The organism is Vibrio sp. Vb1127 (genome assembly GCF_033338735.1).
Lineage (GTDB): Bacteria > Pseudomonadota > Gammaproteobacteria > Enterobacterales > Vibrionaceae > Vibrio > Vibrio alginolyticus.
Map to the genome: position 1 here is coordinate 1 of NZ_JAWOTF010000044.1, position 12,438 is coordinate 12,438.

The window sequence follows — 12,438 nt, forward strand, 5'->3', positions numbered from 1 at the left end:
ATCAGATGTAAAGCGAGGAAAAGAAACCAATAAAAACAGAAACTTTTAGCCTTTGATGCCAACCCAGTACTAACGCCGCATTAAGGTGTAAGAAAAATAAAATTTAACTCATATATTTCAATACATTAAATACAACAAACAAACACTATTCAATACTTCATGTAGCAAATGTGTATCAAATAAATTGCCTACTCTAGGTACAGAACTAAGGGGACATTTATAACTAAGCTTTAGACATAAGTCTGTTAGACGGTTTTATCCAGATCACCAATCTGGGATGGATATAGTACGTCAAATCATCAGAAGAAAAGCGCAATACCCACCCTAATCTTTTCTAATCTTTTCTAATCTTTTGACTACGATCAAGTTCTCTTATCATCTAGTTCTTGAATGCAACAGCGTCAAAATAATATCATCGTTTTATATACAACAAATTTCACTACTAACAATATTATCATTTCAGGAAGAGTATGCGTTCATTTAATCAGGCATTCAGTAAATCCACTTTAGCACGGTTCCTATACCCAGATGATTTCTACAGGGATAGCAACCTCTCAAACGACGATTATAGAAATAAGCTCTTAGAGCAAGCACTAGAGATTGCAACAAGTAACTTCGAAGGTGGTTCCAACCATGGTTTCTTTTACCAGTCCGATAAGGATAGGCTCAAAGGGAAAAAAACCTATTTTTCATCAAATTTAGAAGAAAAATTAGTACTCCGACGATGCTCATATAACGTAGCGAAAAGCCTTAAAGTAAAGCCCCAGAACCGCCATAAAGTATGTAAAGAGATTAAATCTTTTTTAAGAGAAGGTAGTAGATACAGAATATATAAATTAGATATCAAGTCCTTTTTTGAGTCAATTCTCCTCGAAGATATAAAATCGAAAATTAGAGAAAAGGTTGAAGTATCAACACACACAAAAAATATTTTGATTAGTTACCTATCTAATTTTAGTGGATATCTCCCTAGAGGTTTGGAATTTTCGTCAACAATTGCAGAAGTAATGTTAGATGAATTTGACAAACATATCATGAGAAATAAAGAAGTAATATATTACAATAGATTTGTTGATGATATATTTATTATAACAACCTCATTAGAAGATGGTAATAAATTCTACAAAGACATACAAAACCATCTACCAAATAACGTATACTTTAACTATAATAAGAAAAAAATAATATCCGTAAAAAAAAGAAAAAAAGCCGGAGACAAACCAGAGGGTAATACTGTAGCTAAATTTGATTACCTTGGTTATGAATTTAAAGTTATTGATACTCACATCCCAGGAAAAGGGAGAGGAGATTTAGCCATATTTAGAGACGTTAAAATTGAAATGTCTAACAGAAAAATTAAATCTTTTAAAACAAAAATATCAAAATCACTAGTTAGCTATAATAAGGACGGTAATTTTGAGTTATTAAAAGCAAGAATTTCCTTTCTAACGAGTAATAGAGACTTGGTTCAAAAGAAAACAAACCACAAGATACCAACAGGAATATACTACAACTTTAGCTTGCTAACTGAAAAATCAGATTCTTTGTGTCAGCTAGACATATCTCTTCAAAAATTTATTTTTGGTTATGATTCTCTGTTTAACACTCAAAAACAAAACAACTTAAACTTATTACAAAAAAGAAATCTTTTAAAATACTCTTTCAAGAAAGGATTCGAAGATAAAATATATAAAAAATACAGCCCAGATAGATTAAAAGAGATAACAAAAATATGGAAATAGTAAGAAAAAAAGTTATTAAGCTAGATAAAAAAGACTACCTAAGAGCATTGCTTACTGACACATCGCCTTCAGACACTCCGCTCATATTCAGCAATGAAGGCTTCTATATCAACTCACACCGCTCACGTAAAAATGGATTAGGAAATCTAGATGTCTTAGTTAAAGAAGTTTATAAAAAATTCATTGACCCATCTCTAGATGATAGCTTAAGCGCTCCAGTTAAGTTTCAAAACAAAAATAAATTCTCATCACCATACAAATACAAAATAGTTAAAAATGAACATAGTTTAAGAACACTATCTCTTGTTCACCCTAGAACCCAATTAAACATGGCGGAATTTTATCGAGACTACAGTTCAGATATAAATTATTTATGCTCAAAAAGCAACTTCTCAAGTAGAGCTCCTGTAAAAATAGCCAACTCATTTACAATAAAAACAAACAAGAGAGAAATTGAAAAATATGACTATAAAAAAATTGATATAGACACTTTAGAGTCAGAGTTATATAAGAAAACTGCATCCTCTTACTTCTCATACAAAGGACATACTAGAATATACAAAGTATATAACTCAGAACGATTCTATGAATTAGAAAAAAGATTTTCAAATATGTGGTTGCTGGATATTGCAAACTGCTTTGATAGTATTTACTCTCACTCAGTATCTTGGGCAGCCAAAGAAAAAGAACATATAAAAGAGCATGTTCAATACTCCAATCAAGTATCTCAGCAGCTTGATACTCTTATGCAGCGGAGCAATAACAATGAGACAAATGGCATTTGTGTTGGTTCTGAATTCAGTCGGGTATTCTCAGAAATTATATTTCAAAGAATAGATATTAACATCGAAAACTTCCTATATAATCGTTTCCAACTTAACAGACCATATGACTACGAAATAATCAGATACGTTGATGACTACATTGTATTTTCAAAAAACAAAGAAACATCAAAAAAAATATTCAACGCAATAAGCGACTACCTAAACGAATATAACCTTTATCTTTCAGAAGAGAAAACAAAAAAATATGAAAGACCATTAATTACAGAAAAATCCTCGATCATCGTCGGAATAAATGAAATATTAAAAGATTTTGATGAGAAAATGTTTCTAACTACGTATAAGGAGGAAAATAAAATATCAAAACCTAGAGAAATATATAGAAAAAGAAGATTCAAAAATACTTTTATTGACAAAATCAAAAAACTTTGCAAAGAAAACATTCAAGACTACACCTTAACTTCATCTTACCTAATTTCTGTTTTTAATAATAGAATAAGCTCATTAATATATGGGTATTCATCATACATTCAAACAAATATAGACAAGTTGGAAAGCAAGTCAGATCCAAAAATAATCTTTCGAGATTCTATAGAGATATTATTGGAATTAATGCTATTCTTCTATCGTGTTAAGCCCTCCCTGAATTCATCAAATAAAATCGCACAGTCAATAATCGAAATTGATAGATTTATTTTATCAACTATGCCTGAGCATTCTCCATATATAAGGACTTTGGTTATGCAAGACATTATATGGAGTTTTAATAGTGAGAACAATGACAGCTATCGAGAAGGTTTTGTAACATTAGAAAGATTAAACATCCTTCTATCAACTAATGAGTTTGATGATAATTATTCTATTGAGCCAGAGTACCTTATGCCTTTATTGCAATTTAGTGAAAACATTTCGTATTTTAATGTTATATCAATATTGTACTACTGCAAAAACAAATCTAAATATAAAGAGATAAAAAATCATCTAGAAGAAGCCTGTATGAAGAAAATGGAATCAAGCGATCTAAACAAGGACTCAGAATTATTACACTTAATGTTAGATTTATCTACATGTCCTCACATCTCTGAAGAACTAAAGGAAAAAGTTATAGAAAAACTATATCCATCCATACCGCAAGGTTTTACTATACAAGATATAACAACTGAATTACTTAACACCTATTGGTTTGTTAAGTGGTCAAATTCAGACTTATTCGATCTTTTGATGAGAAAAGAGTTGCACCCAGTTTACTAAACTAATATCATAAAAATGTAGTAGCAGCCAATATTACTCAAGTGGATCTTGATCCACGTGTTCGCGCAGCCAAAACAGATTTCCGCAAGAAATCCACGAGGGCGGTGGCGAGAGGTTCGCCTCACACACCTGATGTTGAGGCTCTACTACACTATCTTTACAATTTATAGCACCTCGTAGCTTAACCTTTGGCACATCATATTTAATCTCCATTGAACATCTCAACTATCAAAGGTAGTTCTCCAAATTCACATTATCTACATCACTATTTTCTTAAACTTCCAAATTACATCCTAATATGGTGAATAAAGTATTAGCACGCGCTTTCAGATAACTATTAATAAGGAAAACCTCCAACGAATAGGTTAAGTATGAGTTATTTTCTTACCAAGCACGTTGGGTACACATTTGAGTTTAAAAGTTCTAGTTTAACGGTTCTGGACAAAAGCCTTCCTTTAGTTTGAGCCCAAAGAACCATGAGCTGATGAGTGACTTTATGAGTTACGCCTTCAGCTGCCCGTTTTCTATTTTTGGCAATCATAGAAATCATCGACTGTTGAAACAAGTTTACTGTCCATTGTCGTATTAACAACTATGTGGTGCTGATTTTCTTTATCCATATCAAACAGCTTACCGATTCTTTTGAATAAAGAAAGAACAGATTTTTTATTTGCCATAATCGGGGGTAGTAAAGTTTTTGAATAACCTTGAGAGAAGTACCCTTGGTGTTCAAATACTTCGATTTTCCCTTGAATCTTTAATGTAAGGATGTATTCTTTATTTAAGAATTTGATTTGAATCGGAACAAAAAGCAGAGTCGATACCCCAGAATTTACTTCCTCCAGTTTACTAAGCATTAGTACTTGCTGATCGTTGTTAAAAAGTATTTTAAGTATGGTTTTATATTCCTTCATGTTTGTAAATAACCCCCTTGGAGAAACTGGAGTTGAGAGTCTAATAGACAGCACCTTCATGAGTTGTTCGATATTATCCAAAATCGATAGTAAATCGAGAATATTATCCATATCAGCTCCATCTGATTGCTCAAAGGTTCTGTCACATTGCCCCTCATCCAATGAAAAAAAACCAAACTTCTTTTCATCTTTGTTAAATAAAATACTTGCAACATTTAACTGGTGCCTGAGTTCATCTATAGTTATGTTGCTGGATAGTAACTTATCCCAATAGAATGTAACTCTTACAGAAAAGCTCTTGCTTTCCTCAATAACAAGCTTGAAATAGTCACTATCAAAGGCATATACACCATATAGTGCTGATTGCGAAGAAACCCTTAACCTTCCACTCAACGAAATCGGTAATGAATCGTCATTAGCGCATAATAGAAGCTCTTCGTTATCAGGTATTACATCATCAGTTAGACCAATAGACGCGGCATACTCATTGCTGAGCAACTCAATTTTGGCAGGTGTATATGGGTGAGGAAGAGGTATATCAAAGCGAAGATGATTATATTCTAACAACTCGATTTCAATGCTATCTTTAATCCCAAGTTCGACATCTAGTAAGTCTTTCGTTGGAATTTTACCGGTTATTTGGGCTAAACCACTCGTGTACCCTACAGTTCTCACATACTCAATTTTTTCTTCGACATAACGTCTTGGCGAATTGCCTATGATCTCTATTAACTTATCTTTTAAGCTTCCAGATAGATCGACTTTCTCTGAGCCGTAAGTATGAGGGTTGATAGTTATGGTAGCTTCATGAAGTGGTGTATTGCTAGCTTGGGCTTCTCGAATTTTTCTAAGCCCATGCTCAATGATTTTGAAATCAACATGTACAAGGTGAATTTCATTTCTTTTGGGTTGCGCATATATAACAAAGCAAGGGGCATTTAAGGTCACCATGTGGTGGATGTTCGAGAGTTTTATACTTCTTCCTGTGTACTCCGCGAACCTTTTATCAAATTCCTTTATCTGAACATACACATTGTAATTGCTCTCACTTTCATCCAGAAAAAATGTGCTCGTGTTAGACTTAAACTGTAAATGTAAGTCCCAACCGAACTGATCTTGTTGAGGCGATGAGGCGAGGATGTCATCTTTATTTGCTAGATATTGAACTAACGATTCCCCTGGAGCTCCCTGAAACTCACTTTTCCCCAAACTGTACCTCCTACACAAACCAAAATACTGAATTATTCAACTAGTATTAACCACTATCAGTCATTATAAATGTTTGGTCAACAGCTAAGAATTATTATCAAGCGTTGGGGGATTTCTTTGTAAAAGAATAGATTAAATACAGTTATTCACAGAACTCCACGTTAAAGAGCAAATCGCACGCTTGAAGATACCTGCCACTGAAACACTCTTGTGATGAACTGTTGACCTGCTAAGGCTACGCCTTTTAATGCCCGCATTAGCTCGCTAGCGCAGTACAGACTGGTTTTGATAGTTCCCGTTTCTTTATCTACTGAAAACTCATAGTGTGGCTTGAATACCTGCTCTTTACGTTTGCTAAACACTCCGCCCATTTGTTGGGTAAAGGTCTTCCAGTCACCTTTATCTGCCGCTTCAATGATGGTCTTCGCGTGCTCTGGTAGGTCTTGAGTATCTTTAAGGCGTCTTAATTCTCGCCATACAGTCACAGAACAGCCGCCTAGCTGTTGAAACTGACGAATCCCCCAACATGACGCCCAAGCATCAACGCGTGCCGCGGCATCAAGCGGGTCTTCCCCATAGATACCATCTTCTAAGTCTACGCCATCAATGTTCTTGGAAATGTATTTGGCGATATAGCCCGTTGCACTGCCTTTTGACGGGTCTATCTTCACTTCGGTAAAGCGGTGTTGCTCTGCGCCCTTTTCCTCTCCATCTTCTCGCATTGAGTATTCACGCATGGTTTGAATCATCGTTTCATAGTCATCAGCGTCGACAAACAGCAATAGGTGCCAATGCGGTGTGCCATCATGTTGTGGCTCTGCTACACGAAAACCATAGAAACGGACATCTAAACGATTCAGCTTTGAGCGGATAAGTTTCCATGTCTCATTGAGGTAGGATTGACCGTCTAATGGGGTGTAACCATCCCACTTAGTATTGATATGTCCTGACTTCGAATAGCTTCTGTGATACTTGGAGGGACACGTTATGGTTAGAAAGGTTGCTACATGACCTAGCTCGTTAGCTAAGTCTTCAAACCCTCTTGCTCTTACCATTAACTCCCCTTTGCGTATCTTGGGGTCTGATACGCCCTTTTGTGATAACTCAAGCAGCGAAAAGCTCTGTCCAAGCTCATTGGTCGCTATGGTGTTCTCAAGATACGCTTTTTGGTATGCCTTTTGATTGAGCCGGGCAATGAGCGTTGGCTGAGAGCAGTAGAGACTCTTTTGCTTGTTGATTTGGTTAAGATGATGCAGCACGGTCTCGATATTACGTCTTAGAGCTTTTCTAAGTCCTCTTAACCACCAGTTCTTGTGGCTGTACCGTGACACCTCTCCTTGCAAGGAATATTGTCCCTGATAGGGGGTTAAACCTTTTCGAGCAACATAGCCTCTTAGTGGTTGAAGCGCGGACTCGTCATTAAGGTAGCGGCGACGTCGGTGTAAGACTTCTTGGGCAAGTTGCTTCGCTTTAGCTCTCAGGTCTTCTTCCGTGAGGTTCAGTTCTATTTTCTCAATCGGTAGGGAGAGATTAGCAGCAATGTTATTAGTCGTGACTCTGAGATAAGTGTTTCGCTCGAACTTTGTTGGCTGACGTAAGTATTCATTAAATAGTATGCGCTGAATTTCGTCCGAAAACGGAGAAAGCCTTTGCTGAACAAAGGCTCTGTCATCACGGTTAACGCTCGCAAGGTCGATGGTTATCATAGGAGTGCTTTCCCCTTACTCGTTAAGGAAAAGACATCCCAACGCAGACCAAAGTACTTCTGGCTCGTAAATTCAATCAAGCCTTCTTTAAATAGCTTATGAATGGTCTTTTGATGCACCTGAATAGGTAGTCTCGACTTAGGCTGAACTTCGCCCTGAGTAGGGCAATAGTCCGAGCACACTTGAAAAGTGCGTCCGGTCTTCATCCATTTGATGAGCATGATTTGCTCTTGAGTCAGATTAGCCATGAGCCGCACCTCCCTGACACAAATGTTCAAGCTTGGTGTGATTATCCAGCCAAGCATCTAAATCTTCTTTTAAGTAACGGACTGCGCGCCCAATTTTAATAAATGGAGGAGCGATAGTTCGATTATTGCGCTGCCCTTCCATTCTCGCTTGTCTTAAGTAAGAGCGGCTCATGCCAATGTAAGTTGCGGTTTCTTGCTCAGTGTAAGCGCGCTTTTCAACGTTTGAATCTGTCATTACGGTATCTCTTTGATTTAAAGTTGATACCACGGTAAACAGTCGTAAACGTCACCTGACGATTTGGTTGACGATACGGTTGACGTCACCCCGCCAATTTTGCGACGCACTTAACATATCGATTGCTTAAGACGGATTTTGGGGTGTGATTGCGGAGCTTAAGTAGCGGTGATTGAATAGTGACGAAATCGTATCGAACAGTTTTCTCAAAGATAGCACTGGTTAGATTCGGTTGCGTGAGAGTGACTTTCAACCAAAGTGAGACTTATCAACGCTTATTAAGCACTAAAGCAACACTTTTTGCACTACTACACAGCGGTTAAACCAACCGTTACCGCATTTTGCTTAAGCCTTTAAGTGCAAGGTTTAAGCGTGGTTTTAGTACTCAATATGATGTAGCAGCCTGAACGTATTAACTGTTAGTCCAGTAGGCGATAAACGTGACGGTTGAGTGAGTCAGAAAAGTGCTAAAAACCGTTTACTTTCATTACGCCAAGTTCTCAGCACATATCCAACCGTTAGCCAACCGAACTGTTTATTCTGAACTCTCTCTTATCGCTTTTCTTACCAAAGGGAGGTGTTTCTTACGAAAGGACTGATACCCCAAACTGTTCTCGGTTCCTTTGTTGTCTAACCAAAGAATACAGTCTTTCATCACTTCTATGATGTAACCGTCTGTATCGAATTGCTTTGCAACCTCTTCTAGTGAATCTTTCTTGATTAACTCCCACACCTTGGGGGCGTCTTGGTCGCCGTAGGTTTCCAATACGCGATACGCGACCTTTTCAACGGGGTGTGACAGTGCCACTTCTCGTAGTCTTACACTGCTTTTCTTTACTGACTCAACCGTGGATATCGGTTGAATGGTACTGAGCCAACGGTTGATACTTTCAACCTCTACCCGAAGTTGCTCAGGGTTAATGAGTACGGGTTTAGCGATTAGGCGTATAGCTTGCGCGGTTGAGTCATTGATGTTCAGGTTTAATAGTGCATCTTGAATTTTAGCGTGCTTCTCGTCTTCTTCTGGGTTCAGGAAAGCCGAAGCAAACTTAGACACGACATTTTCAACGGTTGCCGTGGCACTCAGTTCGGCAATAGCACTGATGGGAGTGGTTGGCAACGGTGGACATTGCTTGGTGTAGTGTAGGTTTGTCTTTTGGATGTTCGGGAACACATCATCCACCGATGACCAACCCGTGATGTTTTCTGGCTCTATCGCCAACAGCACTGAGATTTCAGTGGGCTTCATTAGTCGGATAAATCGCACTGCATCTTTCGACTTGAGCTGAACCATGCCGTGATAATCAAAGACGGCATACACGACTTTTTGCTTTTTTCTCGTACCATAAGCGCCAAGGCGTTTCCCTTCAACGTAGGCAAACAACGTTAACTGACTGTCCTCTATGGCCGCCATCACATCGCCTTGTGTGGCACTGGTTTTCTCGGGTATCTCACTTAACCGAATAAATCGACGGGTTAACTGCTCCATGAATTGCCTTTTGTCTTCCATCTGGTGAGGCAATTTAACCACTAAACGGAGTCTTGGCTTACTCAAGCCAGCAGTTAGACGACTATTTTTCAGCGCGGTTCACAACACTAACCAATCAGGTTCACCGCCGATGCTTTATGCTCCGGCGCTAAGTGGGCATACCGCAGCGTCATCTTTAAATCGGCATGACCAAGAAGCTCCCGAACGGTATTTAAATCCACCGCCGCCATGACAAGCTTACTGGCAAAGTGATGGCGTAAGTCGTGAAAACGGAAGTTGTGAATATTGGCGTCTTTCAGTAGTTGCTCCCATTGATATTGGTAGGTATCAATCGGCTTTCCGTTTGAGGTAAACACGAGTTCACTTTCTTCAGAATAGTTCTGTGCTTTCCAATCGTTCAGCATAGAGAAAACGGTATCGTTTAAAGGGATGGTTCGACGTTTCTTCGACTTCGCATTTTCTGAGGTAATGGTGAGGTAACGATTTTCAAAGTTAACGTGCTCCCAACACAAGGTCAGCATTTCACCCTTTCGCATGCCCGTATTCATCGCCATCACTATTAAAGGTTCTAAATAGTCCACATATCGCAGTTTGGGGACTTCTTGGCGATGGGCTTGCTTCTGATTTTCTCTCATGCGAACGTCACGTGCTTTCAATGAGTCTAGTAATGCAGCTTCTTCTATCTTAGACAGATAACGAATCCGCTGATCATCTTCTTTGACTATCTTCACGCTACTAAGCGTATGCGAGTCAATGAAATCCCATTCAACCGCTCTGTTAAACGCGGCTTTCAAGCGATTGTAGGCGTATGAAATAGTTGATGATGCCCTACCCAACTTGCGCTTTTCAGACACCCATTGTTGAACGTCCCAAGCCGTAATTTCAGACATAGGTTTATGCGCTAAATGTTTAAAGTTGCTTTTAATGCACATAAAGGACTGTTTGGCGGTTTTAGGGTTAAGCGCCAGCAAGTAACTTTCGTAATGCTCATCAAGAAATCGTTCTAGCGTCAGTGTCTTTCTTAACGCTTCACGTTTAGCTTCAAAACGCGTTTCCTGAACATCTTTGCCACCTGCGACAAGCCCCGCTTTTTCTTTGGCTAAATCTCGGGCTTGGGCTGGCGTTAAAGAGTTTGCTGCACCTAAGAGGTAGTTTCGCTGCTTACCATTCAGGCGATAGTAAAAGTAGTATTTGATGATACCTTTGGGGGAGATACGTGCGTGAAAACCACTAATCTCAGTGTCGTTCAAACGCTTGTCATCTATCTTCAGATTCTTGATTGAGGTGTTGGTAATCTTTTGCTTGAGAGCCATCGTCGTTTCATCCGTGTAGCGATTATGTAGCAAAACGATTGTATAACGATGGTTAAAAATGAACAGGGATGAACAAACAAATCATACTTAAATCATTGTTTTATATGACACCATGAATCATATTTGTTCATTGCTGTTTATTGAAAAACACTACCAAAACACAGCATTAAGGTGTGAACAACGCCACCACCTAACCTAAACCAATGCGCCATAAACACGAAACCCAACGATGGAATGAAAAATGCTAAGCGTTGAGAATCACCCTTAAATGCTTTGTTATGGCGCTGAACTTGAAGCTAACTGCTGAACGTCTATGAGGTCTACTTCCCTACCCAATATTCGCTTATATTCAACCAACTGATATACTGGAATGACCCGTAATTCAATACCTTGATAGCTTTTGACAACTGACTTTGAGAAGTCGATTTCAAGTTGGTGCCACGAACCGTCCAGTGAAGATTGGATCTTGGTATGTTGAGCCAAACCTATTTCAATTTTTTGATTTCGATAGATTAACTGAAAATACTCTAAGTCCCAGCCATATTCCGAGTAACGAGTAAGTGGCTTAGAAACATACTGTGAAACGTGAGCTAATACTTTTTTTGCATCTGAATTGTGGATATAGAGGTCGATGTCTGCGACTTCACGACTGCCACCATGAACCGTTGCCGCCAACCCACCGACTATTTGATACTCGATATTCTCCGATTCCAAAAGACCTTTGAGCCAGTTCAAGGCTACTTTTACTTTCTCGCTCATATAGTTTCCCTTAGCTGATTCTATCCCTGCGCCATAACGCCCTGTTAAGGTGTGAGCAACGCAATACCGATGCTTCCGCATACCACCTTAAACACTAAAACCAACGCATAGTAAAAATGCCACGCGTTGCGAATCACTCTTAAACAGTTTGTTATGCCTGTCCTAACACACGCTCAATAAAAGCTGATTTTTTCCGACGATACTCTTCGTGAGACCAACCTGTACAAGACATTTTCAGCTCATTGTATCGTTGAACTAACTCAGGATTTTTACGGAGTTTGTCTCTAAACCCCACAAAAAACTCAAATTCCGAACCATTAGCTACAACTTGAAAAGCGACATCCTCACCTGAGCTATTTTCCAGCATGCAAAGCTCCGGAGTTCTTAACGTATCGGATTTTTCGTTGAAACCTAGAGTAGAAAGTAACTTTACTGCATTTTCTAGTTCCTTGCCGTTAACACCAACAAGTATGTCTAGGTCACCTTTAGATACAGCATTAGGGATAGAGGAAGCTCCAATATGCTCAATAGATGCATCTGGAAGTAAAGCAGCTATCTCAAGTTCGTACTTACGATACAGGTTTTCACAAGATGCCTGATATTCATCTGCTTTGTAAAACTGCATATTTTCTCCCAAAAGGCATAACGCCCAATTAAGGTGTGAGGCACACAAAACGATGCTCCCGCATACCACCTTAATCACTAAAACCAACGCATAGTAAAAATGCCACGCGTGCCGAATCACTCTTAAATTGTTTGTTAGTTGCCCATCTCAAAGCCTAGTGCTAAC

The 12,438-nt window shown here is 38.6% G+C and carries 10 protein-coding genes; 2 read left to right on the plus strand and 8 right to left on the minus strand.

Going from position 1 to position 12,438, the window contains the following annotated elements; translation table 11 throughout:
- The first annotated feature begins 470 nt into the window (after nucleotides 1-470).
- Both drt3a and drt3b read left to right on the plus strand, forming a co-directional pair.
- Nucleotides 471-1,742 (plus strand): antiviral reverse transcriptase Drt3a, encoded by a 1,272-nt coding sequence (drt3a, locus tag R7H07_RS23455; RefSeq protein ID WP_206960140.1) that lies wholly within the window; start codon nucleotides 471-473, stop codon nucleotides 1,740-1,742.
- Entirely contained in the window at nucleotides 1,733-3,775 is a 2,043-nt protein-coding gene (gene drt3b, locus R7H07_RS23460; RefSeq protein WP_206960141.1) for an antiviral reverse transcriptase Drt3b, read from the plus strand. Before drt3a ends, drt3b begins: the two co-directional genes overlap by 10 nt.
- Before the next feature lie 524 nt (nucleotides 3,776-4,299).
- Here drt3b and R7H07_RS23465 read toward each other — a convergent pair.
- The 8 genes from R7H07_RS23465 to R7H07_RS23500 form a co-directional block, all read right to left on the minus strand.
- Complete coding sequence (locus tag R7H07_RS23465; RefSeq protein ID WP_206960142.1) at nucleotides 4,300-5,898, minus strand: hypothetical protein; 1,599 nt, start codon at nucleotides 5,896-5,898, stop codon at nucleotides 4,300-4,302.
- A gap of 161 nt (nucleotides 5,899-6,059) precedes the next feature.
- Complete coding sequence (locus R7H07_RS23470; RefSeq protein WP_140144526.1) at nucleotides 6,060-7,604, minus strand: replication endonuclease; 1,545 nt, start codon at nucleotides 7,602-7,604, stop codon at nucleotides 6,060-6,062.
- Nucleotides 7,601-7,852 (minus strand): hypothetical protein, encoded by a 252-nt coding sequence (locus tag R7H07_RS23475; protein ID WP_140144528.1) that lies wholly within the window; start codon nucleotides 7,850-7,852, stop codon nucleotides 7,601-7,603. The genes R7H07_RS23470 and R7H07_RS23475 overlap by 4 nt, the downstream gene beginning before the upstream one ends.
- Nucleotides 7,845-8,087: a helix-turn-helix transcriptional regulator gene (locus R7H07_RS23480; RefSeq protein ID WP_012841735.1), complete on the minus strand. Its 243-nt coding sequence runs from the start codon at nucleotides 8,085-8,087 to the stop codon at nucleotides 7,845-7,847. Before R7H07_RS23480 ends, R7H07_RS23475 begins: the two co-directional genes overlap by 8 nt.
- Before the next feature lie 535 nt (nucleotides 8,088-8,622).
- Nucleotides 8,623-9,576, minus strand: a complete 954-nt coding sequence (locus R7H07_RS23485; protein ID WP_140144530.1) for a hypothetical protein — start codon at nucleotides 9,574-9,576, stop codon at nucleotides 8,623-8,625.
- A 107-nt stretch (nucleotides 9,577-9,683) separates the two neighbouring features.
- The gene (locus R7H07_RS23490; RefSeq protein ID WP_140144532.1) at nucleotides 9,684-10,889 is read right to left on the minus strand and encodes a site-specific integrase; all 1,206 of its coding nucleotides are present in this window, start codon (nucleotides 10,887-10,889) and stop codon (nucleotides 9,684-9,686) included.
- Nucleotides 10,890-11,165: 276 nt separating this feature from the next.
- Nucleotides 11,166-11,648 (minus strand): nucleotidyltransferase domain-containing protein, encoded by a 483-nt coding sequence (locus R7H07_RS23495; RefSeq protein ID WP_115386103.1) that lies wholly within the window; start codon nucleotides 11,646-11,648, stop codon nucleotides 11,166-11,168.
- A gap of 151 nt (nucleotides 11,649-11,799) precedes the next feature.
- A complete protein-coding gene (locus R7H07_RS23500; RefSeq protein WP_104979375.1) occupies nucleotides 11,800-12,273 on the minus strand; it encodes a GrpB family protein in 474 nt (157 codons plus the stop codon).
- Between the last annotated feature and the right edge of the window lie 165 nt (nucleotides 12,274-12,438).

Coding starts and splice junctions, on each gene's coding strand:
- R7H07_RS23470 (WP_140144526.1), bottom strand. CDS start 7,604: ATGATAACCATCGACCTTGCGAGCGTTAACCGTGATGACAGAGCCTTT.
- R7H07_RS23495 (WP_115386103.1), bottom strand. CDS start 11,648: ATGAGCGAGAAAGTAAAAGTAGCCTTGAACTGGCTCAAAGGTCTTTTG.
- R7H07_RS23490 (WP_140144532.1), bottom strand. CDS start 10,889: ATGGCTCTCAAGCAAAAGATTACCAACACCTCAATCAAGAATCTGAAG.
- R7H07_RS23500 (WP_104979375.1), bottom strand. CDS start 12,273: ATGCAGTTTTACAAAGCAGATGAATATCAGGCATCTTGTGAAAACCTG.
- R7H07_RS23475 (WP_140144528.1), bottom strand. CDS start 7,852: ATGGCTAATCTGACTCAAGAGCAAATCATGCTCATCAAATGGATGAAG.
- drt3a (WP_206960140.1), top strand. CDS start 471: ATGCGTTCATTTAATCAGGCATTCAGTAAATCCACTTTAGCACGGTTC.
- drt3b (WP_206960141.1), top strand. CDS start 1,733: ATGGAAATAGTAAGAAAAAAAGTTATTAAGCTAGATAAAAAAGACTAC.
- R7H07_RS23485 (WP_140144530.1), bottom strand. CDS start 9,576: ATGGAGCAGTTAACCCGTCGATTTATTCGGTTAAGTGAGATACCCGAG.
- R7H07_RS23480 (WP_012841735.1), bottom strand. CDS start 8,087: ATGACAGATTCAAACGTTGAAAAGCGCGCTTACACTGAGCAAGAAACC.